Raw genomic sequence first — 26,743 nt, 5'->3', positions numbered from 1 at the left:
GCGGGGGCATCAGGGGCGTGGCGGACGACACGGGTGCGGCGCGGCGGTCCGGGATCCGGAACGGGCCGGGCCGGCCCGGCGGCCCCCGGGCGCTGCTGCTGCTCGCCATGGTCGTCGGCCTCGCCGTCACCGCGCTGTCCCTGAACGCCGCGGACAACAGCAGCGGCGGCGACGGTAGCGGAGTGCTGGACGGCGTCGGGCCGCTGCACGGCGAGTGGCTGCTGGTCCTGCTGGCGGTGGCCGCGGGCGGCTGGTACCTGGTCGCCAAGTACTACGCCCGGCAGAACGAGCGCCCGATGGGCACCGCCAGGGAGGGCCGCCTGGTCACCCTGACCGTCACCGCCGTGGTGCTGACCGTGCTCGGCACCGCCGTCGCCCTGGTGCTGGTCGGCATGGCGAAGACCGACCCGGCGCCGCCGCCCCCGGCGGCCCCACCGGCGCCGATGCCCACCATGAAGGCCCGGCCGGTCACCGAGACCGGCTCGGGCAACGGTTCGAACTTCCACATGCCGCACCCGATCTCGCTGCCGTACCTGCTGCTCGGGCTGCTGGTGCTGGCGTCGGCGGCGCTGCTGGTGCTCGTGGTGGTGCTGGCCCGCCGCTACCTCGGCCGGGGCCCGGGGGTCCCGTCCGAACTGGTCGGCACGCTCGAACCCGCTCCCGAGGAGCAGGCGCTCTCGGCCGCGGTCAGCGCAGGCCGGCTCGCGCTGCAGGGGGAGGACGTCCGGGCCGCGGTGATCGCCTGCTACGCCGCGATGGAGGACTCGCTGGCCGAGAGCGGCCTCGGCCGCCGGGCCTCGGACAGCCCCGCCGACCTGCTGCGGCGGGCCGCCGAGGCGGGCCTGCTGGTCGGCCCGGCGCCGCAGCAGCTGGCCGACCTGTTCCGGGTGGCCCGCTACTCCAGCCATCCGATGAGCCGGGCCGAGCTGGACCGGGCCAGAAGCGCGCTCGACGCCATCGGGACGCTGCTGGCCGGGCGCAGGGCGGCGCTGGCCGCCGAACGCGAGGCCGCCGCAGCCGCCGAGGGTTCCGAAGCCAGTGAGGTGTCGGCCCGATGAGCTCACGTCCCGCCCCGCGGATCGCGGTCCTGCCCGAGGCCCTGGCCGTGCTCGGCATCGCCGCGGTCGGCTGCGAGACCGCCCTCGCCCTGGTCGGCGGCCTGGCTGTGGCCGGTGTCGGCGCGGCCGTGCTGGTCGCCGCCGCGCTGCTGGCGGCCCGCTATGTGCACGGCGCCGAGGCCATGGACAGCGACTACCGCCGCAAGGTGCGCCTGGTCAGCAGCCGCGAGCCGACCCTGCGCTACTGGGACGCCGCCATCGACGACGCCCGCGAGTCGCTGGCCGGGTACGAGCTGCATCTGCGCCCGCTGCTGCAGCGGCTCTACGCGGTCCGGCTGGCCGAGCGGCACGGCGTCTCCCTGTACACCGAGCCGGGCCGGGCCGCGGCGCTGCTCGGCCCCGAACTCTGGCCCTGGATCGACCCGGCCAAGCCCCGGCTGAGCAAGGACGCCCCGAAGGTCGACCCCAGACTCGCCCCCGGGCCGATCCCCGACCGGACCCTGGCCGCGCTGGTCGAGCGCCTGGAAACGCTATGACGCACCCTCAGCAGTTCCTCAGCAGTCCTTCCGCATGCACCACACGCACGACATAGGAGCACCGTGTCCAACCTGAGCCCGCAGGATGCCGTCCCCGTCCTGACGCCCCAGCAGGCGGGCGAGCGCGCCCATGCCGTCCTCGCCGAGGTCGAGCGCGCCGTCGTCGGCAAGCGGGCCGCGCTGGAGCTGGTGATGCTCGGCGTGCTCGCCGGAGGGCACGTGCTGATCGAGGACCTGCCGGGCCTCGGCAAGACCCTGCTCGCCCGCTCCTTCGCCTCGGTCCTCGGCCTGGACTTCAGCCGGATCCAGTTCACCCCCGACCTGCTGCCCTCGGACGTGTCCGGCGCCCCGTTCTACGACCAGCGCACCGGCGAGATGGTGTTCCGGCCCGGCCCGGTGTTCACCCACCTGCTGCTCGCCGACGAGATCAACCGGACGCCCCCGAAGACCCAGGCCGCGCTGCTCGAGGCCATGGCCGAGGCCCAGGTCTCGGTGGACGGGGTGACCCGTCCGCTGCCCGCGCCGTTCGTGGTCATCGCCACCGACAACCCCATTGAGTACGAGGGCACGTACACGCTGCCCGAGGCCCAGCTCGACCGCTTCCTGCTCCGGGTCAGGATGGGCTACCTGCCGGTCGCCGACGAGGCCGCGATGCTGAGGGCGCGGCTGGACCGCGCCGCCCCCGAGGCCGTGCTGAAGCCGCTGTCGGACCCGGCCGAGGTGCTGGCGATGCGGGACAGCCTTGAGCGGGTCGAGATCGACGACGACCTGGTCGACTACATCGTGGCGCTGATCGACGCGACCCGTCGGCACGCCCAGATCCAGGTCGGCGCGTCGCCGCGCGGCGGCCTCGCCCTGGTCCAACTCGCCAGGGCCCGGGCGGTGATGTCCGGACGGGACTTCGTCACCCCGGAGGACGTCAAGTCCATCGCGGTGCCCGCGCTGGCCCACCGGATCAGCCTGCGACCGGAGTTGTGGGTGCGCCGGATCAGCGCCGACGACGTCATCGCCGGGCTGGTCGAGTCCGTCCCGACGCCGCGCACCACCCCGCGGACGGCCGCGCCGGCGGTTCCGGCGCAGCCGCAGCAGACATGACGACCCGTCAGCCGGTGCCGCCCTCGCCCGAGCCCCGGCCGAAGCCGGAGCGCCGGTCCGCGCGCCGGGCCGCGGAGCGGCGGGCGACCTTCGAGCCGGTCCCGGCCGCCCCGCGGAGCCCAACTCCGACCGTCCCGACCCCGACCGTCCAGGCGCCGGCAGGTCAGGCGTCGGCCCAGGCACCCGCCGTGCCGCCGCCGGGCGCACCGGTGTCCGCGGCGGTCCGCCGCGCGCTCGGGCGGGACGGGGAGGCCAGGGCCGACTCCGAGCCGCCCTCGGTCCGGCCCGAGGGCTGGCGCCCGGCCGAGCGGGCGCTGCGGCTCATCACCGTCGCGGTGGTCGCGGTCGCGGCGGCGGTGCTCACCGGCCAACCCTGGCTGCTGGCCCTGGCGGCCGGCCCGGCCGCCCTGCTGCTGCTCTCAGGCTCGGCCGGCAGCCGTCCGTCCAGGTCCGAGGTCGAGGCCGACGTGCCCAGCCGCCGCTGCTTCGAGGGCGAGCCGCTCACCGCGGTGGTCACCGTCGCCTTCGACGGCCTGGTCGGCTGGATCGACCCGGGAGTCTCCCCAGGACCCGGCGCCGAGCTGGTGTCGGTGCAGGTCAGCGGCCCGGTGGTGACCCTCGGCTTCGCCGCCCGGCGCTGGGGGCGCTGGTCCCTCGGCGTGGTCGACCTCGACCTGTACGACGCCGGCGGCCTCGCCCGGAGCACGGTCAGGGTCGACCTGGGCGAGGTCGAGGTCTTCCCGCTGCCGGCCGACGGCAGTTTCACGCCGATCCCGGTCCGGCTGCCGGACCGGCTCGGCGAGCACACCGCCCGGCAGACCGGCGAGGGCATCGAGGTGATCGGGGTCCGCCCGCACGTCTGGGGCGAGCGGCAGCGGCGGATCCACTGGCCGTCCACCACCCGGCGCGGCAGCATCCAGATCAACCAGTTCGCCGCCGAACGCGCCGCCGACGCGGTGATCCTGCTGGACGCCTTCGCCGACGTCGCGGACCCGGTCACCGGACGCTCCAGCCTGGACGAGTCGCTGCGGGTCGCCGCGGGTCTGGTCCGCACCTATCTGCGCAGCCACGACCGGGTCGGCATCGTCTCGGTCGGCGGCAAGCTGTACTGGCTGCAGCCGGGCATGGGCGACGCCTACTTCTACCGGATCGTGCAGACCGTCCTGGACGTCCGCCGCGACCTGGCCTTCAACACCCCCGACCTGAACCGGCTGCCCCCGCCCGCGCTGCCGCACGGCGCGCTGGTGTACGCGGTCACACCGCTGGCCGACAACCGGATCATGGAGGTGCTCGGCGGTCTGGCCGAGCGTGGCAACCCGATCGTGGTGGTGGAGGTCCCGATCGGCGACCCCCGGGTCTCCGCCAGCGACGCGGTGGAGCAACTCGCGCTGCGGCTCTGGCGGTTGGACCGCGAGGCGGTCCGCTACAGCCTGGTCGAGAAGGGCATCCCGGTGGTCCCCTGGCTCGGCGAGACCCTGGACCTGTCGCTGGCCCCGCTGCTGCGCAGCCGCCTCCAAGGGAGAGTCAGTTGACCACCACTACCGCCCCTTCGGGGGTGGACCAACTCGCGCGCTACCTCGGCTGCCTGGTCGCCCTGCTGGTCACCGACCCGACCGCGTGGGCCGGGCGTCCGACGGTCGACCTGGTGCTGCCGCTGGCCGCGGGGCTCGCCGCGTGGTTCGCGGCCACGCCGCTGACGGCCCGTCCGGTCGCGCTCGGCTTCCGCTGGCGCAACCGGCTGTCCCGGCACCGCAATACCGCTTTCGCGGTGATGTGCGTGGTCCTCGCGGCCTTCAACCCGCCGCCGGGGTGGCTGGCCGCCTGCGACACGGCGCTGCTGCTGACCTATCTGCTCTGCGTGGACGCGCTGGCGGCGGGCCCGCCCGCGGCCCGGCTGCTGCGCCGCCCGCTGGTCCTGCTCTGCGCCTACGGCGCGAGCGCGGTGGCCCTGACCGCGGCGCTGCTCCCGGTAGCCCCCACCGGCCCCTGGGCCCGGCTCCTCGCCGCCCTCGCCCTGGCAGGCGCGGCAGCAGCCGTCATCGCCGCCCTCACTCCTCGCCGCCGACCGTAGACACATGTCGGCTCCGCCGCATGGGGGTGCTTCGCACGCTGAGGCACGGCAAGGCGCGCGGCTCCGCCGCGTTGGCGCCGGCCGCGCCCCGGCCTCGGGCCGGCGGAACCCACACGGCGGGGCCGCACCCTCGCCTTCGCGAAGCCCGGCCGGGCAGGCCTAGCCGAGTGCCGGGGCGGCCACCTCCGTTGCTTCCGCCGAGAATTCGGCCTCGCGGTGGGCGCGGAGCGCGAGGGCGTGGGGGTTGGTGCGGGCGTCGTAGCGGAGCAGCGCGGGGAGGGAGACGGCCAGCGCGCCGACGGCGACCACGCAGGCCGCGCCGCCGACCCAGATCGAGGCGCGGACGCCGACCACCGCGGCCATCCCGCCCGCGCGGACCTGTCCCAGCTGCGGCCCCACCGAGTAGCTCAGCAGTTCGACCCCGGCCAGCCGTCCGCGGTACTCGTCCGGGATGGTTCCGTTCCACATGGTGGAGCGGAACAGTCCGCTGACCATGTCCGCGCCGCCCGCCGCGACCAGGCAGAGCAGCACCAGCCACACCTCGCCGCTGAGGCCCGCGCCGGCGATCGCCGCGCCCCAGGCCATCGCGGCCCAGACCACCATCCGTCCGTGCCGGTGCACCTGGCCGGCCCAGCGGCTGGTCAGCGTGACCAGCAGCGAGCCGACCGCGAAGGACGCGTACATCAACCCCAGGGACCAGCTGGCGTGCAGCCGGTCCGCGAGGAAGGGGAAGACCGCGGTCGGCATCGCGAACAGCATCGCCGCCAGGTCGACCGCGTAGGTGCCGAGCAGTTCGGGCCGGCTGCGGGCGTAGCGGAGGCCGTCCACGATCGCGCCGACGGACGGCTTCTCCGCCGAGGGCGACGGCGGGACCGGGCGCAGCCGGTACATCAGCAGCACCGAGACCGCGAACGTGCCCAGGTCGATCGCGTACGCCACCGGGACGCCGGCCGTGGTGGCGACGACGCCGGCCAGCGCGGGCCCGGCGATCGCGCCGACGTTCCAGCGCAGCGAGGTGAGCGAGGCCGCGGCGGTGAGCTGGTCGTGGGCGACGATCTGCGGGGTGAGCGCGTCCAGCGAGGGCCGCTGGAGCGAGCCGAAGGCCGAGGCAAGCCCGGCCACCACGTACAGCGGCCAGACCGCGGGGTGCGGGAGCAGCGCGTTCAGCAGCAGCGCCGCCGCGCAGACCCCCTGCGCCAACTCGCTGCGGACGACCAGCTTCCGCCGGTCCATGGCGTCCGCGAGGACCCCGCCCCACAGCCCGCAGAGCACCAGCGGGACCAGTTCCACCGCGCCGATCAGCCCGACCGCGAGCGAGGACCCGGTCAGCTGCTTGAGCTGCAGCGGCACCGCGACCAGGGTCAGGAAGCTGCCGAAGACGGTGATCGCGCCCGCGCTCCACAGCAGCCGGAAGTCCCGTGAGCTGTGCCAGGGGGCGAGGTCCACGCTGAACTGGGAGAGCAGGCGGCGCAGCCGCCGTCCTTCGGGAGGGGCGTCGTTCGAGGTCACAAGGGGTGATCCTGACCCGGACGGCGGTATCGGGGCAAATGGTTATTGACGGCTCACCAGGACATCACCCCGCGCATCACCAGCGCATCGGCGGTGCGGGCGCGGTGAGCCGGGCGATGATCCCGGCCAGCGCCCGCCGGGTGCGCCGCCGTCCCGCGCCGGGGTCGGTCCCGGCGGCGCTGCTGACCAGGTGCTGCACCGCGTCGAAACCCACCGCGCTCAGCGTGTCCTCCTCGGCCGGGACGGTCAGCGCCTCGTGGGCGAGTCCGCGCAGCTCCCGGTCGCCGTTCTCCAGCGCCAGCACCGTGGCCCCGGCCCGCCGCGCGTCGTGCACCCGTTCCAGCAGGCCGCCGTCCGCGCTCTCCGGGGCGACCACGAACACCGTCTCACCGCGCCGGGCCTGTTCCAGCCGCTGCATCGGTACCGAAAGGTGCGGCGGCGCGCCCGGCGGGACCAGCCGCCGGACCAGGGTGGGGGAGAGCTGGGGCAGCCCGGACCAGGCGGCCTCGTCGTCCAGGTGCGCGGCGAGGTGCCACGGTTCCGCGCCGCGGGTGCCGACCAGCAGCAGCCCGTCCGGCGCGGCCGAGGCGCGGGAGACCGAGCCGCGCAGCGCTCCCGCGAAGTCGTACGTCCGCTCCAGCCACGCCGTCCCGGCGAGGAGTTCCCGCAGCACTGTGACCCTGGCCGCATCCATGGTCCCCATGCTGCCGCAGTCGGCCGCGGTGATGGGAGGATTCGGGAATGAGTACACCTGAAGCCCCAGCTCCCGCCCCCGCTCCCGCCCGCAGCCCGCACGACCTGCCGGACGTCTCCGGTCTCGTGGTCGGAGTCCTCGGCGGCACCGGGCCGCAGGGCCGCGGCCTGGCCTACCGGCTGGCCAGGGCGGGCCAGCAGGTGGTGATCGGCTCGCGCAGCGCCGAGCGCGCCCAGGAGAAGGCCGACGAGCTGGGCCACGGCGTGCGCGGCGCGGACAACGCGACCACCGCCGCGACCAGCGACATCGTCATCGTCGCCGTGCCCTGGGAGGGCCACGCCGAGCTGCTGGCCGCGCTGCGGTCGGAGCTGGCCGGGAAGATCGTGGTGGACTGCGTCAACCCGCTCGGCTTCGACAAGCAGGGCGCCTACGCGCTGAAGCCGGAGGAGGGGAGCGCGGCCCAGCAGGCCGCCGCGCTGCTGCCCGACTCCCGGGTGACGGCGGCGTTCCACCACCTCTCGGCAGTGCTGCTGCTGGACCCGTCGGTGGACCGGGTCGAGATCGACGTGCTGGTGCTCGGCGAGGAGCGGGCGGCCACGGACGCGGTGCAGGCCCTGGCCGAGCGGATGCCCGGGATGCGCGGAGTGTTCGCCGGACGGCTGCGCAACGCGCACCAGGTGGAGTCGCTGGTGGCCAACCTGATCTCGGTGAACCGCCGCTACAAGGCCCACGCGGGCCTGCGGATCACCGACGTCTGACCCCGCCGGGGGCGACCCCGCTGCACGGCGCGACCCTCCTGCACGGGGGGCGGGCCGGGCGGGGGACAATGGTCCCTGCCCGGCCCGCCCTTACCCCTCCGCGGAGTTCCCAGATGTCCCGTTTGGCCCTGCTCGCCTTCGTCCTCGCCGCGCTGTGCCTGATCGCCGCCGTCGTCTCGGTGCTCGCCGGCTTCTGGCTCGGGCTGGTCTCGGTGCTGCTGGCCGGGATCGCCAGCAACATCGGCTGGGTGCAGTGGCGCCGCGACCGGGTGCAGCAGCCGTAGCCGCTGGGCGCCGTCAGTTGCCGAAGATGCCGCCGAGGTGGAAGTTCAGGATCTGGAACGAGCCCATCCCGTAGTAGGCGAAGGTCGAGCTGTCGCCGAAGTGGCCCAGGATGCCGAAGATCACGGTGTTGAAGAACCAGTTGTTGATCGTCGGGTTCCACAGCAGCAGGAAGAGGATCATCATCCCGTACGGGGCGATGTTCGCGAAGGCGCGGCGGTTGGCGTAGGACAGCCAGGGCTCGATGATGCCGTAGCCGTCCATGCCGGGCATCGGCACCAGGTTCAGGATCCCGGCCATCACCTGCAGCAGGGCCAGGTAGCCGAGGCCCTCGAAGAAGGCCACGTGGGTGGTGTCCAGGCCCACCTGACCGAGCAGCAGCAGCAGGACCAGCGCGAAGGCCAGGTTCACCGCCGGGCCCGCCGCCGAGACCGCGCTGTGCTTCCACTTCCCCTGGATCCGCCCGCGCTCGATGTAGACCGCGCCGCCGGGCATCGCGATGCCGCCCAGGATCAGGAACACCACCGGCAGGACGAAGCTGTAGATCGGGTGGGTGTACTTCAGCGGGTTGAGGGTCAGGTATCCCTTGCTCCCCACCGAGATGTCGCCGCCGTGCAGCGCGGTCCGCGCGTGGGCGTACTCGTGCAGGCACAGCGAGACCAGCCAGCCGGCGATGACGAAGAGGAAGATGCCGAACCTGGCATTGCCCCAGCCGGTCCACAGCGCCCAGCCGGAGGTGGCCAGAACGGCGAGCAGCACCCAGAAGATCACGCTGATCTTCCGGTCGGACCGGGGGCGGACGTCGGTGAAGGTCATACGGATTCTCAGGCTCCGATAACTGGGAAGGGAGTGCCGATCATTCCGGCTTACCGACTCCGGGACAAGCGACAACCTGCTGAACGTCGACAATCGGCGCTCCGTTCCGTCGGAGCCGCCGGATGAACGAGAATGATCGGATGCGGTACGGGATCCTCGGCACGACGCAGGCGCTCCGTGACGACGGCACCCCGGTGCCGCTCGGGGGGCCGCGGCTGCGCGCGCTGCTCGCCGCGCTGGTGCTGCGCGGGGGACGGGCGGTCCCGTCCTGGGCGCTGATCGAGGAGATCTGGGCGGACGGGCCCCCGGCCGATCCGCAGGACGCGCTGCAGACCCTGGTCGCCCGACTGCGCCGGGCCCTCGGCCCGGGCCGGATCAGCTCCACCGCGGACGGCTACCGGCTCGCCGTCGACGGCTCCGACCTGCAGCGGTTCGAGGCCCTGGCCGGCTCCGCCGAGGTGGAGCAGCTGCGCGCGGCGCTGGCGCTGTGGCGCGGCCCCGCGCTGGCCGACCTGCCCAGCCGGGCGGACGCGGCGGCCCGCTACGAGGCGCAGCGGGACGCGGTGCTGCGCCGGCTGCTCGCCGCCGAACTTGCGCTGGGCCGGACCGAGCCGGTGCTGGAGCAGGTGGCCGGCCTGATCGAGCGCCGGCCCCTGGACGAGTCGCTGCGGGTGCTGCGGATCCGCGCCCTGCGCGACAGCGGTCGCACCCCGGAGGCCCTGCTCGCGTACGAGGACTTCCGCCGCACCCTGGCGGCTGAGCTGGGCACCGACCCGGGCGCCGAGCTGCGGGCCCTGCACGGTCAGCTGCTGAACCCGCGCCCCGCACCCGCCGCCGCGCCGTCCGGGACCGCCGCCCCGGCCGCCGCCGCGCCGGTCCGTGCTTCGGCCGCCGCGGGCAATCTGCGACCGCGGCTGACCAGCTTCGTCGGCCGGGACGCCGACCTCGCCGCGCTCCGGGCCGAGCTCCCGGCCCGGCGGCTGCTGACGCTGACCGGCCCCGGCGGCAGCGGCAAGACCCGGCTGGCCCAGCAGGCCGGTGAGGCGCTTGCGGCCGAGTACCCGGACGGCGTGTGGATGGTGGAGCTGGCGCCGCTGAGCGACCCGCAGGCCGTCCCCGGCGCGGTACTGAGCGCGCTCGGGCTGCGCGGGACCCAGCTGCACATGGGCGGCAAGGCCGAGGCGCTGGCCGCCGAGGCGCTGGCCTCGGCGGAGACGGAGACCCCGCTGCGGCAGCTGATCGACCACTGCGCCCCGCGCCGGCTGCTGCTGGTGCTGGACAACTGCGAGCACCTGGTCCAGGCCGCCGCCGAGCTGGCCGAGCCGCTCACCGCGGGCTGCCCCGGGGTGACCGTGCTCGCCACCAGCCGCGAACCTCTGGGCGTCCCCGGCGAGGTGGTGCGTCCGGTCGACCCGCTGCCGGACCCGGCCGCGCTGCGGCTGCTCGCCGAGCGCGGCGCCGCCGCCCGTCCCGGCTTCGACCCGGCCGACCCGGCCCAGGACCCGGACGCCTGCGCCGAGATCTGCCGCCGCCTGGACGGACTGCCGCTGGCCATCGAGCTGGCCGCGGCCCGGCTCCGGGCGCTGACGCCACGTCAGCTCGCCGACCGCCTGGACGGCAGGTTCCAGCTGCTCAGCGCGGGCAGCAGGACCGGGCTGCCGCGCCAGCAGACCCTGCGCGCGGTGGTCGACTGGAGCTGGGACCTGCTGGACAAGCCCGAACGCGCGCTGCTGGCCCGGCTGTCGGTCTTCGCCGGCGGCTGCACCCTGGAGGCGGTCGAGGAGATCTGCGCCGACCCGGTGGAACCGGGGGACCCCGGCGGCCACGGGGACCACGACGGGCTCGGCCGGGGCAGGATCGCCTCGCTGCTGGCCTCACTGGTCGACAAGTCGCTGGTCCAGGCGTCCCTGCACGGCCTCGGCAGCGCGGGCGGCCCGCGCTACCGGATGCTGGAGACCATCCACGAGTACGCGCGCGAGCGCCTCGCCGAGCGTCCCGACGCCGAGGCGGTGACGCTCCGTCACAGCGTCCATTTCCGTGAGCTGGCCCGGACCACCGACCCGCTGCTGCGCGAGGCGCGGCAGATCGAAGCGCTGGCCCTGCTGGAGGCCGAGCACGACAACCTCCGCGCCGCCCTGCGCCGCGCCGTCGCCGCCCGGGACCAGCAGGAGGCGCTGAGCCTGGTGCTCTCCCTGGCCTGGTTCTGGAACCTGCGCGACTTCACCGACGAGTCCCGGGCCTGGGTGGCCGCCGTCGCCGAGTTCTGCCCGACCGAGTTCCCGCCGGGTCCGCCGGTCCCGCTGCCGCTGGGGCCGATGGACCTGGCGCCGCCCTGGGCGCCCGAGGTGCTGGACGAGGCCGTGCGCGGCCTGCTGATCTTCCGCTGCGCCACCTCGGTCGGCGACTTCACCCGCACGCCCAGCGAGGAGTTCACCCGGCTCGCGGTCGACGCCCTCGAGGCCTACCCGCCGGAACTGCCGCAGTCCGCCCGGATCCCGGGCATCCACCGTGCCTTCGTGACCATGGTCGCGGCCCGGGTGGAGCACATGCATTCCACCGTGGACGGGATGATCGAGGGCTGCCGCCGCTTCGACCGCCCCTGGGAGCTGGCCTTCGCGCTCCAACTGAGCTGCAAGATGCACAACGACCAGGCCGGCAAGTACGAACTGTCGCTGGACGAGGCGGCCGAGAGCCTGGAGCTGTTCAGCCGGCTCGGCGACCGGTGGGGGATGGCGGAGGCGCTGGCCGGGCAGTCGGAGGCGGCCTCCTTCTCCGGCGACTACGCGACCGCGGCCGACTGCGCCCGCCGGGCCATCGTCCTCGCCGAGAGCATCGGCGCGGACCAGGGCGTCGCCATCCTCCAGGTCCGGCTGGGCGACGCGCTGCTCGGCTCCGGCGACCTGGAGGGCGGCGAGCGGCACCTGCTGCTCGGTGTCGACAACTCCCGGGTCCACACCAGCTTCGGCCAGGGCGCCGGCTTCTTCGGCACGGTGCTGCTGGCGGCCCTGCGCTCACGCCAGGAGCGCTTCGCCGAGGCCAGGGCCCTGCTGGAACCGATGCTCGGGGAGTTCCGGGCAGGCAGCATGGCCTCCATGCTGAGCGGGATGCTGGAGGGGATGCTGGGCTGGCTCGACGCCAGGGAGGGCCGTCCGGTCGAGGGGATGCGGCGGCTCAGGGCCGGGGTGGGCAGCATCGCGGACCACCCCATGGTCAGCTTCGTCAACGATGTGCTCGGGCTGATGCTGATCCCCTCCGCCGCGGACATCCTGCTGCGCTGCGCCCGGGACGGCGTGCCGATGGGCGGCGAGCCGGAACAGCTCGCCGCCCGGCTCCTCGGCGCCTACCAGCACCTGCAGCTGCGCGACCGGGGTCACCACCTGGAACGCCAGCTGATGGAGGAGACCGTCGCGGGGCTGCGGGAACTGATGGGCGATCAGGCCTACCAGCAGGCCTGGGCCGAGGGCGCCGCCCTGAGTTCGGCCGAGGCGATCGCGCTGCTGCGCGGGGAGTGAGGCATCGTCAGGTGCGCTTCTTGAACTTCATCACGGCCAGCGGTCCGAACACCGCGGTCAGCCCGACCGACCAGCCCAGCACCTCCAGCGCCGGATGCAGCACCGCACCGCCGTTGATCAGCGCCCGGCTGGAGTCGGCCAGCGCGGACAGCGGGTTGACCTTGGTGAACGCCTGCAGCCAGCCCGGCATGGTCTTGGTCGGCGCGAAGGTCGAACTGCCGAACTGCAGCGGCATCACGATCAGCAGGCCCACTCCCTGCACCGCCTGAGGGTTCTTCAGCGCCATCCCGAGCAGCATCGACACCCAGACCATGCCCGCCCCGAAGGCCATCGCCAGCGCCAGCGCGGCCAGCAGCTGCAGCGGGCCGGTATGGATCCGCAGGCCCAGGATCATCGCGAAGGCCATCAGGATCACCAGCGAGACCAGCGAACGCAGGCTCTCCGCAAGGAGTTTGGCGATCAGCACCGACGCCCGCCCGATCGGCATGGTGCGGAACCGGTCCATCACCCCGGTGCTGAAGTCGGAGTTCAGCCCGGTGCCGACGGCCATCGCCAGCGAGATCCCGATCTGCCCGAGCATCCCGGGCACCATGTACTGGATGTAGTTGGTCTGGTTGCCGGACACCGCGCCGCCGAAGACGTAGACGAACAGCGTGGTGAACAGGATCGGCATCAGCAGGACGTCGAGCATCGACTCCGGGTCGGCCTTGATCCGCATCAGATTGCGGCGGGTCAGCGCGCCGATGTGGTGCAGCGAGGCCCGCACGCTGATCCGCTGGTCCTCCAGCGGCGGCAGCGTCCGGACCGGGGCGACTGCGGCGGTGGTCATCGGGCACTCTCCATCTGCTTCTGCGGCTGGGGTTGATTCGGTGACTGGGCCGGCAGGTCCTTGGCGGCCCCGGTGCCGGTGATGCTCAGGAACACCTCTTCCAGGCTGGGCAGCCGGGTCTCGATCCCGGCGATGCCGAAGCCGCCCCGGGCCAGTTCCGCGATCACCGCGGTCAGCTGCTCCTCGCCGCCGACCGGCAGTTCGAGCCGGTCCTCGGCGTCGCTCGCGCCAAACGCGGCCAGGCAGCGCACCATCTGCTCCAGCTGCCCCGGGTCGGCCGGACGGACCGTCAGGGTCTGCCCGCCGACCTCGCGCTTCAGCGCCTCGACGCTGCCCTCGGCGATCACCCGGCCCTTGTCGATCACGGTCAGGTCGTGCGCGAGCTGCTCCGCCTCCTCCATGTACTGCGTGGTCAGCAGCACGGTGGAGCCCTCGCCCACCATCCGCTGGACCTCCTGCCAGACCTCGTTGCGGGTCCGCGGGTCCAGGCCGGTGGTGGGCTCGTCCAGGAAGAGCACCCGGGGCTGCCCGATCATCGAGGCCGCCAGGTCCAGCCGCCGCCGCATCCCGCCGGAGTAGGTCTTGGCAGGCCGCTTGGCCGCGTCGGTGAGCGAGAACCGCTCCAGCAGCTCGGTGGCCCTGGCCCTGGCGCCCTTGGCGGACAGGTCCAGCAGCCGCCCGATCAGATAGAGGTTCTCGAAGCCGGACAGCAGCTCGTCCACCGAGGCGTACTGCCCGGTCAGGCCGATCGCCCGGCGCAGCTGCCGGGGCTGCCGCAGCACGTCGTAGCCGGCCACCACGGCGCTGCCGGCGTCCGGCTTCACCAGCGTGGACAGGATCCGCACCAGCGTGGTCTTGCCGGCCCCGTTCGGGCCCAGCACCCCCCGTACCGTGCCCTCCTGGACGTCGAGGTCGACACCGTCCAGCGCCTTGGTCTCTCCGTAGTACTTCGCCATCCCCCGTACCGCGACGGCCGGGGCCTTCCCTGGGCTCCATGTCATAGCCAGGACTCTGGCAGCGGGCACCGTCAGCACGCCGTCGGGCCTCCGTCAGCCCGGCTGACGGAGGCCCGACGGGGACGGACCGGCGGTCAGTGGAAGGTGTGCTCCTCGGCCGGGAAGGTCGCGGCGATGACGTCGGCGGAGAAGGCCCGGGCGGCGTCGCCGAGGGTGGCCCGCAGGTCGGCGTACTGCTTGACGAACTTGGGCACCCGGCCGCCGGTGAGGCCGACCATGTCGGTCCAGACCAGGACCTGGGCGTCGCAGCCGACGCCCGCCCCGATGCCCACGGTGGGGATGTGCAGCGAGGCGGTGACCTCGGCGGCCAGCTCGGCCGGGACGGCCTCCAGGACCAGGGCGAAGGCGCCGACGCTCTCGGCGGTCTTGGCGTCCCGCAGCAGCTGGTGCGCCGCCTCGTCGCCGCGCCCCTGGACCGGGTAGCCGCCGAGGGCGTGCACCGACTGCGGGGTGAGGCCGAGGTGCGCCATCACCGGCACGCCCGCCTGGACCAGCAGCTCGGTCGCGGCGGCGGAGCGCTCGCCGCCCTCCAGCTTGACCGCGCCGACCCCGGCCTCCTTCATCAGCCGGACCGCGTTGTGCAGGGCCTGCGCCGGGGACTCCTGGTAGGAGCCGAAGGGGAGGTCGGCGACGACCAGCGCGCGCTTGGTGCCGCGCACCACCGAGGCCGACATCATCACCATCTGGTCCATGGTCACCGGCACGGTGTTCTCGTAGCCGAGGTGGACGTTGCCGGCGGAGTCGCCGACGAGCAGGACCGGGATCCCGGCCTCGTCGAAGATCCCGGCGGTGGGGGCGTCGTAGGCGGTGAGCATGGGCCACCGCTCCCCGCGCTGCTTGGCGGCGGCGAGGTCGCGCACCGTCACCCGGCGGGAGGTGACACCGCCGTAGAGGGACTGCTGGGCCTTCGGCGCGGGCGCGTTCGCGGAGGAAGGCGCGGGGGCAGGCGGAAGCGAACCGTGCTGCATGGCTGGTCTCCTGTTGGGTCGTCTCGTGGCGCCGCGGTGGGCGTCCCCGGATTCCCCTCCATGCTGGCACGTGTCGGGCCGTGCGCAAAGGGGCGCGCAGCGCGGGTATTTTCGATACGAGACGGTACCGTATCGAAAATAGGGGTAGCGTGTCCTCCATGACCACCACATCCCCCGCCGCCACTGCCGCGCGCCGGGTCCCCGAGGCGGTGCACCGCCGCCGCTGGGGGATCCTCACCGTCCTGATCTTCAGCCTGCTCGTCGTCGTGCTCGACAGCTCGATCCTCAATGTGGCGATGAAGACCATCGCCAGCCCCGAGCCCACCGGCCTCGGCGCGACCCAGAGCCAGCTCGAATGGGCCATCAACTCCTACACCCTGGTCTTCGCCGGGCTGCTGTTCACCGCCGGGCTGCTCGGTGACCGGCTCGGACGCAAGAAGACCCTGCTCTTCGGCATGGTGGTGTTCGGCCTCGGCTCGCTGCTCTGCTCGATGGCGACCTCGCCGGCCGAGCTGATCGGCTACCGGGCCGCGATGGGCGTCGGCGGCGCGTTCGTGCTGCCGGCCACGCTGGCCATCATCATGAACGTCTTCGAGCGGGAGGAGCAGCCCCGGGCCATCGGCATCTGGTCCGGCGCGGTCGGCCTCGCCATCGCCATCGGCCCGATCGCGGGCGGCCTGCTGCTGGCCCACTTCTGGTGGGGCTCGGTGTTCCTGGTGAACGTGCCGATCGTGGTGCTGGCCCTGATCGGCATGGTCTGGCTGGTCCCGGACTCGCGCGACCCCAAACCGGGGAAGCTCGACCCGCTGGGCGTGCTGCTCTCCGTGGTCGGCCTGGTCTCGCTGATCTACGGCATCATCAAGGGCGGCCAGGTCGCCGACTTCACCGTCACCGAGTCCTGGCTGCCGATCCTGGTCGGACTGCTGGTGCTGGCCGGCTTCGTGCTCTACCAGCTGCGCACCCGGCACCCGGTGCTGGACATGGGCTGGTTCCGCAACAAGCACTTCTCCGCGTCCGTGGTCGCGGTCGGGCTGACCTTCTTCGCGCTGATGGGGGTGACCTTCTTCTCGGTCTTCTACCTGCAGAGCGTCCGCGGCTACTCGGCGCTGCAGGCCGGACTGCTGCTGCTGCCGCTGGCCGTGGCCCAGCTGCTGGTCTCGCCCCGGGCCCGGCTGGTGGTGGACCGGTTCGGGGTCAAGGCGACCTGCGCCTCGGGGCTGCTGATGATCGCCGCCACCTTCGCCGGCTTCCTGCTGCTCGGACGGGACACCGGGATCTGGGTGCTGGAGGTGCTGGCCTTCTTCCAGGGCGCCGGGATGGCCCTGGTGATGCCGCCGGCCACGGTCACCATCATGTCCACGCTGCCCCGGGAGAAGGCGGGTTCCGGCTCCGCGGTGAACAACACCTTCCGGCAGGTCGGCGGCTCGCTCGGGGTGGCCATCCTGGGCGCGCTGCTGTCCACCACCTACCGCAGCGGCATCCAGGACAAGCTCGGCGTGCTGCCGGTGCCGCTGCGCGCCCCGGCGGGGGAGTCCATCGAGGGCACCCTCGGCATCGTGCAGAAGATCGGGCCGAGGGCCGCGGGGCTGGTGGACCCGGCGAAGGACGCCTTCGTCCATGCCATGCACATCACCGCGCTGGCCTCCTCCGGGGTCGCGCTGATCGGGGCGGTGGTCGCGCTGGCCTTCCTGCCCGGCCGGGTGAAGCCGGAGGAGCAGGCAGGATAGACGGGTGACCAGGACGGGCGAAGAAGCAGTGGCGGGCGTGGCGGCAGGCGTCCCGGCGGGTGTGCCCGCGGGTGTGCCGGACGCGGCGGCGGCCGCGCCGCGCCGGGGGCGGCCCCGGAGCGAGGCGGCCGAGCAGGCGATCGTCGGGGCGGTGCTGCGGCTGCTGGAACAGGGCTATCCGCTGGCGCTGCTCTCCATCGAGGGCATCGCCGGGGAGGCCGGGGTCGGCAAGGCCACCATCTACCGGCGCTGGCCCAACAAGGAGGAGCTGCTGCTCGACGTCCTGCAGCGGCTGGACGAGCCGGAGCCGGACCCGGCCCTGCTGTCCGCCAGCGTGCGGGACGCGCTGGTCGCGGCGCTGGAGTTCCTGCGCCGCGCCGCGCTGGCCCGGCGTTCGCACTCCTCGCTCGCGCTGATCTCCAACGAGCTGCGCTCCATGCCCGAGCTCTACCGGCGCTACCACGAGAAGGTCATCGAACCCCGGCGGGAGCGGATGCGGCAGCTGCTCGCCCGGGGCGTCGCACAGGGCGAGATCCGGGGCGACATCGACCTCGACCTGCTCGGTGAGCTGGTCATCGGCCCGATGCTGTCGCGGACGCTGCTGCGCCCCGGAGCCCCGCTGGAGGACCCGACCCTGTCCGCGACCATCGTGGACACCCTGCTCCAGGGCCTGGCCCCGCAACCGTCGGCGGATCCTGTGTAGATCGGACTTTCCTGCGCAAGTCGGAACCTGTTCGAGCGGGTCGCACGTCCTCCTCCCCATAGGGTGAGATCAGGGACGAAACGGCACGTTGGGTAGGCAGATGGTTTACGCACAGACACATCCGGACACGGACGGAGGGGCGCCGCGCTCGCGGATCCCCGGGCTGGGCGGCTGGGGACGGGACGCCAGAGGGCGTTCCACCTGGCGGCGCGGCCGGATCCTGGCCGGGCTGGCTGTGCTGCTCACCCTGCTGCTGCTGTTCCACGCCGAGGTGCCCAACCGGGTCGGCAACCTGGGCAGCCTGCTGGAGACCTTCCTGCCCTGGCTCGGGCTTGCGATCCCGGTGCTGCTGGTACTGGGCCTGATCCGCAGGTCGGCGACGGCGCTGGTGGTCCTGCTGGTGCCGGTGCTGGCCTGGGTCAACCTTTTCGGAGCACTGCTCACAGACAAGAGCGGTGGTTCCTACGACTTCACCGTGGTCCAGCACAACGTCAACGCCGGCAACAGCGACATCCCCGGCACGGTCGCGGTCCTGGAGGCCGCCAAACCGGACGTCATCGCGCTGGAGGAGCTGTCGGCGGGCGCCGAGCTGGACGCCTTCCGGCAGGACCTGGCCGCCGAGTACCCGTACCACGTGGTCGAGGGCACGGTCGGGCTGTGGTCCAAGTACAAGCTGTCGGACAGCGGTCCCGTGGACATCAGGATCGGCTGGACCAGGGCGCTGCGCACCACCGTCGCCACCCCGCACGGCGACGTCGCGGTCTATGTGGCGCACATGCCGTCGGTGCGGGTGAACCTGGACGCCGGGTTCACCGCCAACCAGCGCGACAACAGCGCCCAGGCGCTGGGGCAGGCGCTGGCCGCCGAGAAGCTGTCCAGGGTGGTGCTGCTCGGGGACCTCAACGGCACCATGAACGACCGCAGCCTGGCCCCGGTCACCTCGCAGATGCGCTCGGCCCAGGGCTCCGCCGGATCGGGCTTCGGCTTCAGCTGGCCGGCCGCGCTGCCGATGGCCAGGATCGACCAGATCATGACCAGGGGAGTGACCCCGACCGACGCCTGGACCCTGCCCAGGACCGGCAGCGACCACCTGCCGGTCGGCGCCCACATCGAGCTGTGAGCCCCGCTGTGCGTGCTATGCCTCCCGCCAGCGGTTGGTGATCGGCTGGCGGCGGTCGCGTCCGAAGTTCTTGGACGAGATCTTGGTGCCCGGCGGGTACTGCCGCCGCTTGTACTCGGCCGTGTCCACCAGCCGCACCACCCGGTCCACCACGGCCGGGTCGTAGCCCTCGGCGAGGATCCCGGTCCGGCCGAGGTCCCGTTCGACGTAGGCGGTGAGCACCGCGTCCAGCAGGTCGTAGTCCGGCAGCGAGTCGGTGTCCACCTGCCCCGGGCGCAGCTCCGCGCTCGGCGGCTTGGTGAGGGTGTTCTCCGGGATCGGCGGGGTCTCGCCGCGCTCGGCCGCCGCCTGGTTGCGCCACCGCGCCAGCCGGAAGACCAGGGTCTTGTAGACGTCCTTGATCGGCCCGTACGCGCCCACCGAGTCGCCGTAGAGGGTGGAGTAGCCGACGGCCAGCTCGCTCTTGTTGCCGGGGGCCAGCACCAGGTGGTTCTCCTGGTTGGAGATCGCCATCAGGGTGGTGCCGCGCAGCCGGGACTGCAGGTTCTCCTCGGCCAGGCCGGTCAGCCCCAGCGCGCCCATGTAGGCGTCGAACATCGGCGCGATCGACACCGTGCGGAAGTGCAGCCCGGTGCGCCGGGCCAGCTCGGCGGCGTCGTCCCTGGAGTGCTGCGAGGAGTAGGCGCTCGGCATCGACACGCAGTGCACGTTCTCGGCGCCGATGGCGTCCACCGCCAGCACCGCCACCAGCGCGGAGTCGATGCCGCCGGACAGGCCGACCAGCGCCGACTTGAAGCCGTTCTTCTGGATGTAGGCGCGCAGCCCGGTGACCAGGGCGCCGTAGATCTCCTCCTCCTCGCCGAGGCGCGGCGCCTGACCCGGCGTCACCCGTTCGGCGGGCTGGGGCAGGGATTCCTCGGAGAGCACCGTGCGGACGATCTCCAGGCCGTCCGCGACGAAGCGGCTGCCCTCGGCCGGCTCGGTGGCCCGCGGCAGGTCCAGGTCGACCAGGACGCAGCCCTCCTCGAACTGCGGCGCCCGGGCCAGCACCTCGCCGGAGGCGGTGACCACGGCCGAGTCGCCGTCGAAGACCAGCTCGTCCTGGCCGCCGACCTGGTTGACGTAGGCCAGGGTGCAGCCGGCCTCGGCGGCCCGGCGCCGGATCAGCTCCAGCCTGGTGTCGTCCTTGTCCGCCTCGTAGGGGGAGGCGTTGACCACCAGCAGCAGCCCGGCCCCGGCCTGCTGCGCGGCCTGCACCCGGCCGCCGTCCTGCCAGATGTCCTCGCAGATGGCGAGGGCCACGTCCACGCCGTGCAGCCGGACCACCGGCAGCGTGTCGCCCGGGACGAAGTAGCGGAACTCGTCGAACACCCCGTAGTTGGGCAGGTGGTGCTTGGCCATCCGGGTCACCACCCGGCCGCCGTGCAGCAGCGCCGCACAGTTCTGCGGCGAGCCGACCGGCAGGCCCAGCTTCGGCGACGAGGTGGTGGACCGGCCCAGGTAGCCGACCACCACGGCGGTGGAGCCGAGGCCCTCGGCGTCCAGCCGCTCGGCCAGCGCGAGCAGCGCGGCGCGGGAGGCGTCCACGAAGGAGGGCCGCAGCGCCAGGTCCTCGACCGGGTAGCCGGTCAGCGCCATTTCGGGGAAGGCGACCAGGTGGGCGCCCCTGTCGGCGGCGTGCCTGGTCCAGCGGACGACGAGCTCGGCGTTGCCGGCGATGTCGCCGACGGTGGTGTCGATCTGGTTCAGCGCGAGGCGTAGGTAGGACACGGCTCCAGCCTAATCGTCTAATCGACGCTATGGGGGTTCGGGGCGGGGCGAAGGAGGGGACACCCCTAATAGACGGCAATCTCCTGCTTTTGACTATTTGTCGGATATAAAGATACGTTCAGTCAGGAACGCGCCCCAGAGGGAGACATCCACGTGGATCAGCGCAGCAAGCCCGCCGGAGCCAGCCCCGTCCCCCGCCGTCCCGCCGTCGGCTCAGCCGGGGGTGCCGCCGACAGTGCCTTTGCCGGCGTGGCGCACGGCACCGCCGTCCGCCGTCCGCCGCGTGCCGACGCCGAACTGAGGGAGCGTCCGGCCCGCCTCGTCCTCCCCGGCTGGACCGGGCTGCTCACCCTCGCCGCCGCCGTCGCCGGGGCCGTGCTGGTGCAGCTCCGGCGCGGGACGCTGCCGCACGCCTGGCCGCTGCTGGGCGGCTGCGCGGTGGTCGGGATCGCCGCGCTGCTCGGCCTGATGGCCAACCCGGTCGGCACCGCGCGGGTGCTCAGCCGCTGGGGCGGATACCGCGGCACGGTCCGGCGGACCGGCCTGGTGTGGGTGAACCCGCTGCTCAAGCGGCACGCGGTGGACGTCCGGGTACGCCACTGGCGCAGCGAGCCGATCCGCGCCACCGACCGCGAGGGCTCCCCGATCCAGGCCGAGGTACTGCTGGTCTGGGCGGTCCGGGACACCGCCAGGGCCCGCTTCGCGGTGCAGGACCACCGCGGCTACCTCGCCGCGGCGACCGAGGCCGCGCTGCGCCGGGTCACCTCGACCCTGCCCTGCGACAGCTTCGCCAGCCCGGGCCCCTGCCTGCGCGACGGACAGTGGCTGGACGGGGAGCTCACCCGGCTGCTGATCGCCGAGACCGCGCCGGTCGGCATCGCCGTCTACTCCGCGCAGGCCGTCGCCCTCGACTACACCGGCGAGTTCGGCCGGGCGCTGCGCCGCCGCCGACTGGCCGAGCTGGACGCGGGCACCCGCGAGGTCATCGTCGGCGACGCGCTGGAGACCGCGGCCCAGGCCGTGTCCCGGCTGGAACGCACCCACGGCGCGGCCTTCGACGGCGAGGCCCGGGCCGGCCTGGTCCGCGACCTGGTCACCGCGTTCCTCACCCTCCCCGCCGTCACCACCCCCGCCGAGGTCCCACCCCCGCAGGGCGTGCCGCAGCCGCAGAGCGGATCGCAACCGCAGGGCGGATCGCACCCGCAGACCCAGACCGTCCCCGCCGCCAAGACCCCCGCCACCGCAACGCTGAACGGAGCCCGAGAGGTATGACCACCTTCATGCTGCGACTCTCCGGGGGCGACCCCCGGACCCCGCGTGACCCCCGGGTGGCCGCCGTCGCCCGGAATCGCCCCGCATCGGGAGGGCTCTCATGACCGCCTTCATAGAACTCGACGCCGTTGCGGTCGGCACGGCATCCTGCGGATGCATCCACTGCGCCGCAGCCGCCGCGTCCCGCGCCACCGCCTCCGCCGCGGCCACCGCGGCCCAGCGGCACGCGCACCCGCACGGACGACGCCCGCTGGTCCGCGCCGCCGCGACCTCCGCGCTGGTCGTGGTCGGCGGCACGGTCGGCGGGACGGGCATGAGCCTGGCCGCCGCCTCCACCGCCAGCGCCCTCCCGGCCCCCACCCACCCCGGTTGGGACGGCCACCGCTACTGGTTCCGCTCCCACGGCGAATGGCGCTGGACCAGCCACTACGCCATCTACCAGCAGCATCTGACGCCGACCGGCTCGACCACCGCCCCGGCCCCGCCCAAGACGCCCCCGGCCACGACCCCTCCGCTCAAGGCCCCGCTGCGACAGGGCTGGGACGGCCAGCGCTACTGGTTCCAGCGGGCCAGTGACCACGCCTGGCGCTGGACCAGCCACTACGACGTCTACCTGCGCTACACCAAGGGCACCGCCCAACCCCCCACCCCGACACCCCCCGACCCTCCCGCGCCCGTCCCCACGCCGGTGCCCAAGCCTGTGCCCGCGCCCACGAGCCCGCCGAAGGCCACGCCCCCCGGCGCCGTCGAGTCCGCGCTCGCCTACGCCTCGGCCCAGTTGGGCAAGCCCTACGTCTGGGGCGGCAACGGTCCGAACGGCTACGACTGCTCGGGCCTGGTCCAGCAGTCGTTCCTGCGGGCGGGGATACAGCTGCCCCGGGTGGCCGCCGACCAGTTCACCGCCACCCGTCCGATCACCGCGAGTGACCTGCGCCGGGGCGACCTGCTGTTCTGGTCCACCAGCAGCCGGGCGTCCGGGATCCACCATGTCGCGATCTACCTCGGCGACAACCGCTACATCGAGGCCCCGCGCCCCGGCATCGACGTCCGGATCTCGGTCCTGTCCACCGGCTACTGGCCCACCCACTTCGGCCGTGTCCTGAGCTGACACGGGTTGACACGGGCTGACAGCCGGGTGCGGACCCGCACACGGGTCCGTATGCGGACTTTCCCTACGCGCCGAATCTGCGATGATGCGACCAGCGGACAAGTCAGCGCCCGGAGTACTGCCCCTGGTGGCCGCTTTCACGTAACGTAATCGTAAAGAGCAGAGGTGAGACTGTCGCCATGGGCAAGCAGCAGGAGTTTGTTCTCCGCACACTCGAAGAGCGTGACATCCGGTTCGTCCGACTGTGGTTCACGGACGTCCTCGGGTTTCTGAAGTCGGTCGCCGTGGCCCCCGCCGAGCTCGACCAGGCCTTCGAGGAGGGCATCGGCTTCGACGGCTCCGCGATCGAGGGCTTCGCCCGGGTCTACGAGTCGGACATGCTGGCGAAGCCGGACCCGGCGACGTTCCAGATACTCCCCTGGCGCTCCGAGTCGCCGGGCACGGCGCGGATGTTCTGCGACATCCTGATGCCGGACGGCTCCCCGTCCTACGCGGACCCGCGCTACGTCCTGAAGCGGACGCTGGAGAAGTGCGCCGCGCTGGGCTTCACCTTCTACACCCACCCCGAGATCGAGTTCTTCCTGCTGAAGGACCTCCCGGGCGATGGCACCGTGCCGACCCCGGCGGACCAGTCCGGCTACTTCGACCACACCCCGCGCGGTGTCGGCCACGACTTCCGCCGCCAGGCGATCACCATGCTGGAGTCGATGGGCATCTCGGTGGAGTTCAGCCACCACGAGGGCGCCCCGGGCCAGCAGGAGATCGACCTCCGCTACGCGGACGCGCTGTCCACCGCCGACAACATCATGACCTTCCGCTCGGTCATGAAGGAGGTCGCGCTGGAGCAGGGCGTGCACGCCAGCTTCATGCCCAAGCCGTTCTCGCAGTACCCGGGCTCGGGCATGCACACCCACCTCTCCCTCTTCGAGGGCGACCGCAACGCCTTCCACGAGGCGGGCGCCGAGTTCCAACTGTCCAAGGTCGGCCGCTCCTTCATCGCCGGACTGCTCGCGCACTCCGCCGAGATCGCCGCGATCACCAACCAGTGGGTGAACTCCTACAAGCGGATCTGGGGCGGCTCGCAGCGCTCGGCCGGCGCCGGCGGCGAGGCCCCCTCGTACATCTGCTGGGGCCACAACAACCGCTCCGCGCTGGTCCGGGTGCCGATGTACAAGCCCAGCAAGCAGGGTTCGACCCGGGTCGAGATCCGCTCGCTGGACACCGGCTGCAACCCCTACCTGGCCTACGCCGTCATCCTGGCGGCCGGCCTCAAGGGCATCGCCGACAACCTCGAACTCCCCCCGGGCGCCGACGACGACGTCTGGGCGCTCAGCAGCATGGAGCGCCGCGCCATGGGCATCGAGCCGCTCCCGCAGAACCTGGGCGAGGCCATCGACCTGATGCAGAACAGCGACCTGGTCCGCGAAACCCTCGGCGAACACGTCTTCGACTTCTTCCTGCGCAACAAGCGCCAGGAGTGGGAGGAGTACCGCTCCGAGGTAACCCCCTTCGAACTCCGCAAGAGCCTGCCGGTGCTGTAGCCACGTTTGTGTGCGGTTCGGGAGAGCCGAGCGGACGGCCGCAACCGTGGTCGTCCGCTCGGGCCCGAGCGTTCCGTTCCGGGGGTTGGTCAGGCTGCCAGGGTGGCGACAGAGGATCCCTGGGGTCGGCCCGCGGGTGTGCCCTGGTCGAGTCAGGTCAGCAGACTATCCAGGCCGCAGGATGGCCACGCTGTCGGGTCCGCGGTCGGTGACCGTGAAGACTCAGGTGGCGTGCGTGTTGTCGTGGTGGAATTCCGCCGCCGGGACAGCGGTGCCGTCGTGTGGCCCAGCACATGGCGGATGCCTTTGCCGGGTGTGGTCAGCTGTGCTGGGTGGCCAGTGCGGCGACGGCTGCCTGCACGGTGGCGGCTGCTGAGGGTCCGTCGATCGTCGTGAGTGCGCTGGCTGCGGGGAGTGTTCCGGCGTCGATGGCGAGGAACCGGGTGGTGGGGGCCAGGTGGGCGGACGTGGGGATGGCGTGGCCGAAGGGGGAGCCGATGGTGACGACGAGGTCGCAGTGCTGGGCGAGGAGCCCGGCGAGGTAGGGCTTGGCCTGGGTACTGGTGGCGGGCAGGACGAGCTGCTGGATGTTGATCTTCCGGTTCTGGGCGCCGTGCTGCATCGCTGCCCATGTCAGCTTGGTGTCCGGGTTCTTGCTCGCGGTGGCCTGGTCGGCGGCCATACAGGCGGTCGGGCGTCCCGAAAGGTCGGCGGCGACGACCGGGGGCGGTGCGCTGCTGCCACCGGTGAGGCCCCATACGAGTGCCCCGGCGGCTAGCACCAGGAGGCCGGTCAGCAGTGCCGTCGTCCAACGGCGTCCGGGGGCGAGCAGGGTGCGCAACAGGGGCTGCATGGCGATTCCGGTTCGGTCGGTTGGTCAGCGGCGGCGGGCAGAGGACGTGGAGCGGGCGCGCGGGGCGGTCGCCGACGCGTTTGACGTCGGGCGGCCTTTCTTCTTCGCGCCGTTCCTTGGCCGTTCGCCCGCTGCCGGTCTGGGAGCGGCTGCGCCGGGAGTCGGTCGGCGGGGCCGAGTGCGTCGCCACCACAGCCAGACCCCGCCTGCGGCGAGCAGGACGACAGCACTCACGCCGAGCCCTGCCCACAGAGTCGGCGATGCGGTGGGGGCGGTGGGACGCGGCGCCAGCAGCGGGTTCGTGGTCGAAGCGGCGGGCGGGGCGGTCAGGGCGGCGAGGGGGTCGATTTCGCCGTAGCCGAGTTGGTCGTCGGGCACCGCGTGGTGGTCGCGGGTGGTGGAGATGAGGGCGGCGATGGCCTGACCGGCGGTCAGGTGGGGGTTGTGGGAGCGGATCAGGGCCAGGGCGGCGGAGACGTAGCCTGCGGCGTAGCTGGTGCCGTCCGCTTGGACGTACTGGCCGTTGTCGCCGGCTGATGCGATCTGGGCCGCTGGGGCGGCGACGGTGATGTCGGGGCCGGACGCGCTGGTGGGCCAGAAGGCGTGGTTCTGGTCGGTGCCGGAGACGGCGACGACGCCGGGGAAGCCGGCGGGGTACTGCATTTCGTTGCCGGTCTGGCCGTTGTTGCCGGCGGAGGCGACTACGACCGCGTCCTTGCGGCCGGCGTAGGCGACGGCCTGCTTGAGCAGGGGGTCCGGTGTGGGGCTGCCGATGGAGACGTTGATGATCTGGGCGCCGTGGTCGGCGGCCCAGATGATGCCCTGGGCGAGCAGTGGCGCCGTGACCTGGCTGCCGCTGGTGACCCGGACGGGCAGGATCTTGGCGTCGGGTGCCAGGCCGATGATGCCTTTGCCGTGGGCGGAGGCGCCGGTGCCGGCGATGAGGGCGGCGATCGCGGTGCCGTGGGATTCGCTGGAGGTGTCGGTGCGTCCGTCGTCACCGTCGCCGAGCAGGCTGGTACCGGGCAGGACCTGGCCGGTCAGGTCGGGGTGGTTCGCGGCGACCCCCGAGTCGACGACTGCGACGGTGATGCCCTGGCCGCGGGTGAGTGCCCAGATCTTCTGAGCGTCGAAGTGTGCGCTTTGCAGCGGCCACTCGCCCGTGATGTCGCCCTCAGGCGACTGGGAAGGGCCGGGGGACGGGCTTGCTGCTGGGCTGACGCCGGTGGCACCGAGCAGGACGGCGGGGACGAGTGCGAGCGCCGCGAGCACCCGCCGTGGCGACGGCAGGCGCTTGATTGGGTCGTGCACGGCTGCTCCGGAGTGCTCGGCGGGGGTCGGGGCAGTGATGCTACGCGGCCTACGAGCCGTCACGAACACTGGGCTGACCAGCAGTTACGCAAAATCTGACGAATGCGGACAGGTCAGCGCGAACGGACTCCCCCCGGTGGGTAAGAGTCGCACAAGAGATCACGGAACGCATGGGCCACTATGCGATCAAAACG

At 73.0% G+C, this 26,743-nt stretch carries 23 protein-coding genes; 14 read left to right on the top strand and 9 right to left on the bottom strand.

Annotated elements, in window-relative coordinates:
- The first annotated feature begins 17 nt into the window (after nt 1–17).
- The 5 genes from ACEZDG_RS27715 (at nt 18) to ACEZDG_RS27695 (ending at nt 4,760) form a co-directional block, all read left to right on the top strand.
- A complete protein-coding gene (locus ACEZDG_RS27715) occupies nt 18–1,058 on the top strand; it encodes a DUF4129 domain-containing protein (RefSeq protein WP_380514336.1) in 1,041 nt (346 codons plus the stop codon).
- Nucleotides 1,055–1,594 carry a hypothetical protein gene (locus ACEZDG_RS27710; protein WP_380514334.1) on the top strand — a complete coding sequence of 180 codons (540 nt, stop codon included), beginning with the start codon at nt 1,055–1,057 and terminating at the stop codon, nt 1,592–1,594. The genes ACEZDG_RS27715 and ACEZDG_RS27710 overlap by 4 nt, the downstream gene beginning before the upstream one ends.
- A gap of 63 nt (nt 1,595–1,657) precedes the next feature.
- Nucleotides 1,658–2,689 (top strand): AAA family ATPase, encoded by a 1,032-nt coding sequence (locus ACEZDG_RS27705; RefSeq protein ID WP_380514332.1) that lies wholly within the window; start codon nt 1,658–1,660, stop codon nt 2,687–2,689.
- Nucleotides 2,686–4,221 carry a DUF58 domain-containing protein gene (locus ACEZDG_RS27700; RefSeq protein WP_380514330.1) on the top strand — a complete coding sequence of 512 codons (1,536 nt, stop codon included), beginning with the start codon at nt 2,686–2,688 and terminating at the stop codon, nt 4,219–4,221. The genes ACEZDG_RS27705 and ACEZDG_RS27700 overlap by 4 nt, the downstream gene beginning before the upstream one ends.
- On the top strand, nt 4,218–4,760 hold the full coding sequence (locus ACEZDG_RS27695) for a hypothetical protein (RefSeq protein WP_380514328.1): 543 nt from the start codon (nt 4,218–4,220) through the stop codon (nt 4,758–4,760). Before ACEZDG_RS27700 ends, ACEZDG_RS27695 begins: the two co-directional genes overlap by 4 nt.
- A 159-nt stretch (nt 4,761–4,919) precedes the next feature.
- Here the strand turns inward: ACEZDG_RS27695 and ACEZDG_RS27690 are convergent, their stop codons facing one another.
- Both ACEZDG_RS27690 and ACEZDG_RS27685 read right to left on the bottom strand, forming a co-directional pair.
- The gene (locus tag ACEZDG_RS27690; protein WP_380514326.1) at nt 4,920–6,269 is read right to left on the bottom strand and encodes an MFS transporter; all 1,350 of its coding nucleotides are present in this window, start codon (nt 6,267–6,269) and stop codon (nt 4,920–4,922) included.
- Between the two features lie 76 nt (nt 6,270–6,345).
- Nucleotides 6,346–6,963, bottom strand: coding sequence for a hypothetical protein (locus tag ACEZDG_RS27685; protein WP_380514324.1), 618 nt, complete (start codon nt 6,961–6,963; stop codon nt 6,346–6,348).
- Between the two features lie 47 nt (nt 6,964–7,010).
- Between ACEZDG_RS27685 and npdG the strand changes: the two genes are divergently transcribed.
- On the top strand, nt 7,011–7,721 hold the full coding sequence (npdG, locus tag ACEZDG_RS27680; RefSeq protein WP_380514322.1) for an NADPH-dependent F420 reductase: 711 nt from the start codon (nt 7,011–7,013) through the stop codon (nt 7,719–7,721).
- A 113-nt stretch (nt 7,722–7,834) separates the two neighbouring features.
- Complete coding sequence (locus ACEZDG_RS27675; RefSeq protein WP_380514320.1) at nt 7,835–8,005, top strand: hypothetical protein; 171 nt, start codon at nt 7,835–7,837, stop codon at nt 8,003–8,005.
- A gap of 13 nt (nt 8,006–8,018) precedes the next feature.
- Here the strand turns inward: ACEZDG_RS27675 and ACEZDG_RS27670 are convergent, their stop codons facing one another.
- A complete protein-coding gene (locus tag ACEZDG_RS27670) occupies nt 8,019–8,819 on the bottom strand; it encodes a site-2 protease family protein (protein WP_380514319.1) in 801 nt (266 codons plus the stop codon).
- A gap of 122 nt (nt 8,820–8,941) precedes the next feature.
- Here ACEZDG_RS27670 and ACEZDG_RS27665 point away from each other — a divergent pair, with 122 nt between their 5' ends.
- Nucleotides 8,942–12,331: an ATP-binding protein gene (locus tag ACEZDG_RS27665; RefSeq protein ID WP_380514317.1), complete on the top strand. Its 3,390-nt coding sequence runs from the start codon at nt 8,942–8,944 to the stop codon at nt 12,329–12,331.
- Nucleotides 12,332–12,338: 7 nt separating this feature from the next.
- Here the strand turns inward: ACEZDG_RS27665 and ACEZDG_RS27660 are convergent, their stop codons facing one another.
- From ACEZDG_RS27660 to panB, 3 genes are all read right to left on the bottom strand, one after another.
- On the bottom strand, nt 12,339–13,160 hold the full coding sequence (locus ACEZDG_RS27660; RefSeq protein WP_380514315.1) for an ABC transporter permease: 822 nt from the start codon (nt 13,158–13,160) through the stop codon (nt 12,339–12,341).
- Complete coding sequence (locus ACEZDG_RS27655; RefSeq protein WP_380514313.1) at nt 13,157–14,161, bottom strand: ATP-binding cassette domain-containing protein; 1,005 nt, start codon at nt 14,159–14,161, stop codon at nt 13,157–13,159. The genes ACEZDG_RS27660 and ACEZDG_RS27655 overlap by 4 nt, the downstream gene beginning before the upstream one ends.
- An 89-nt stretch (nt 14,162–14,250) precedes the next feature.
- Nucleotides 14,251–15,144, bottom strand: a complete 894-nt coding sequence (gene panB, locus ACEZDG_RS27650; RefSeq protein ID WP_380514311.1) for a 3-methyl-2-oxobutanoate hydroxymethyltransferase — start codon at nt 15,142–15,144, stop codon at nt 14,251–14,253.
- Between the two features lie 158 nt (nt 15,145–15,302).
- On the opposite strand from panB, the gene ACEZDG_RS27645 reads away from it, so the two are divergent.
- From ACEZDG_RS27645 to ACEZDG_RS27635, 3 genes are all read left to right on the top strand, one after another.
- Nucleotides 15,303–16,871 (top strand): MFS transporter, encoded by a 1,569-nt coding sequence (locus tag ACEZDG_RS27645; RefSeq protein ID WP_380514309.1) that lies wholly within the window; start codon nt 15,303–15,305, stop codon nt 16,869–16,871.
- A 4-nt stretch (nt 16,872–16,875) separates the two neighbouring features.
- On the top strand, nt 16,876–17,574 hold the full coding sequence (locus ACEZDG_RS27640; RefSeq protein WP_380514307.1) for a TetR/AcrR family transcriptional regulator: 699 nt from the start codon (nt 16,876–16,878) through the stop codon (nt 17,572–17,574).
- A 100-nt stretch (nt 17,575–17,674) separates the two neighbouring features.
- Entirely contained in the window at nt 17,675–18,694 is a 1,020-nt protein-coding gene (locus ACEZDG_RS27635) for an endonuclease/exonuclease/phosphatase family protein (RefSeq protein ID WP_380514305.1), read from the top strand.
- Between the two features lie 15 nt (nt 18,695–18,709).
- On the opposite strand, the gene ACEZDG_RS27630 is transcribed toward ACEZDG_RS27635, so the two are convergent.
- Complete coding sequence (locus ACEZDG_RS27630; protein ID WP_380514303.1) at nt 18,710–20,464, bottom strand: NAD+ synthase; 1,755 nt, start codon at nt 20,462–20,464, stop codon at nt 18,710–18,712.
- A gap of 153 nt (nt 20,465–20,617) precedes the next feature.
- On the opposite strand from ACEZDG_RS27630, the gene ACEZDG_RS27625 reads away from it, so the two are divergent.
- The 3 genes from ACEZDG_RS27625 (at nt 20,618) to ACEZDG_RS27615 (ending at nt 24,385) form a co-directional block, all read left to right on the top strand.
- Nucleotides 20,618–21,736, top strand: coding sequence for an SPFH domain-containing protein (locus ACEZDG_RS27625; protein WP_380514301.1), 1,119 nt, complete (start codon nt 20,618–20,620; stop codon nt 21,734–21,736).
- A 100-nt stretch (nt 21,737–21,836) separates the two neighbouring features.
- On the top strand, nt 21,837–22,844 hold the full coding sequence (locus tag ACEZDG_RS27620) for a C40 family peptidase (RefSeq protein ID WP_380514299.1): 1,008 nt from the start codon (nt 21,837–21,839) through the stop codon (nt 22,842–22,844).
- 179 nt (nt 22,845–23,023) lie between these two features.
- The gene (locus ACEZDG_RS27615) at nt 23,024–24,385 is read left to right on the top strand and encodes a glutamine synthetase family protein (RefSeq protein WP_380514297.1); all 1,362 of its coding nucleotides are present in this window, start codon (nt 23,024–23,026) and stop codon (nt 24,383–24,385) included.
- A 319-nt stretch (nt 24,386–24,704) separates the two neighbouring features.
- On the opposite strand, the gene ACEZDG_RS27610 is transcribed toward ACEZDG_RS27615, so the two are convergent.
- Both ACEZDG_RS27610 and ACEZDG_RS27605 read right to left on the bottom strand, forming a co-directional pair.
- Nucleotides 24,705–25,238 (bottom strand): hypothetical protein, encoded by a 534-nt coding sequence (locus ACEZDG_RS27610; protein WP_380514295.1) that lies wholly within the window; start codon nt 25,236–25,238, stop codon nt 24,705–24,707.
- 24 nt (nt 25,239–25,262) lie between these two features.
- Nucleotides 25,263–26,549 carry a S8 family serine peptidase gene (locus ACEZDG_RS27605; protein ID WP_380514293.1) on the bottom strand — a complete coding sequence of 429 codons (1,287 nt, stop codon included), beginning with the start codon at nt 26,547–26,549 and terminating at the stop codon, nt 25,263–25,265.
- Nucleotides 26,550–26,743: the final 194 nt, after the last annotated feature.

This window comes from Streptacidiphilus alkalitolerans, assembly GCF_042511045.1.
GTDB lineage: Bacteria > Actinomycetota > Actinomycetes > Streptomycetales > Streptomycetaceae > Streptacidiphilus > Streptacidiphilus alkalitolerans.
The sequence above is the reverse complement of the archived record's forward strand: the minus strand, read 5'-3'. Positions and strand labels throughout refer to the sequence as shown.

Excerpts from the sequence above, each read along its gene's own strand:
- ACEZDG_RS27710 (WP_380514334.1), top strand. The coding sequence starts at position 1,055 with ATGAGCTCACGTCCCGCCCCGCGGATCGCGGTCCTGCCCGAGGCCCTG.
- ACEZDG_RS27700 (WP_380514330.1), top strand. The coding sequence starts at position 2,686 with ATGACGACCCGTCAGCCGGTGCCGCCCTCGCCCGAGCCCCGGCCGAAG.
- ACEZDG_RS27685 (WP_380514324.1), bottom strand. The coding sequence starts at position 6,963 with ATGGATGCGGCCAGGGTCACAGTGCTGCGGGAACTCCTCGCCGGGACG.
- npdG (WP_380514322.1), top strand. The coding sequence starts at position 7,011 with ATGAGTACACCTGAAGCCCCAGCTCCCGCCCCCGCTCCCGCCCGCAGC.
- ACEZDG_RS27675 (WP_380514320.1), top strand. The coding sequence starts at position 7,835 with ATGTCCCGTTTGGCCCTGCTCGCCTTCGTCCTCGCCGCGCTGTGCCTG.
- ACEZDG_RS27670 (WP_380514319.1), bottom strand. The coding sequence starts at position 8,819 with ATGACCTTCACCGACGTCCGCCCCCGGTCCGACCGGAAGATCAGCGTG.
- ACEZDG_RS27665 (WP_380514317.1), top strand. The coding sequence starts at position 8,942 with ATGAACGAGAATGATCGGATGCGGTACGGGATCCTCGGCACGACGCAG.
- ACEZDG_RS27660 (WP_380514315.1), bottom strand. The coding sequence starts at position 13,160 with ATGACCACCGCCGCAGTCGCCCCGGTCCGGACGCTGCCGCCGCTGGAG.
- ACEZDG_RS27655 (WP_380514313.1), bottom strand. The coding sequence starts at position 14,161 with ATGACATGGAGCCCAGGGAAGGCCCCGGCCGTCGCGGTACGGGGGATG.
- panB (WP_380514311.1), bottom strand. The coding sequence starts at position 15,144 with ATGCAGCACGGTTCGCTTCCGCCTGCCCCCGCGCCTTCCTCCGCGAAC.
- ACEZDG_RS27645 (WP_380514309.1), top strand. The coding sequence starts at position 15,303 with ATGACCACCACATCCCCCGCCGCCACTGCCGCGCGCCGGGTCCCCGAG.
- ACEZDG_RS27635 (WP_380514305.1), top strand. The coding sequence starts at position 17,675 with ATGGTTTACGCACAGACACATCCGGACACGGACGGAGGGGCGCCGCGC.
- ACEZDG_RS27620 (WP_380514299.1), top strand. The coding sequence starts at position 21,837 with ATGACCGCCTTCATAGAACTCGACGCCGTTGCGGTCGGCACGGCATCC.
- ACEZDG_RS27615 (WP_380514297.1), top strand. The coding sequence starts at position 23,024 with ATGGGCAAGCAGCAGGAGTTTGTTCTCCGCACACTCGAAGAGCGTGAC.
- ACEZDG_RS27610 (WP_380514295.1), bottom strand. The coding sequence starts at position 25,238 with ATGCAGCCCCTGTTGCGCACCCTGCTCGCCCCCGGACGCCGTTGGACG.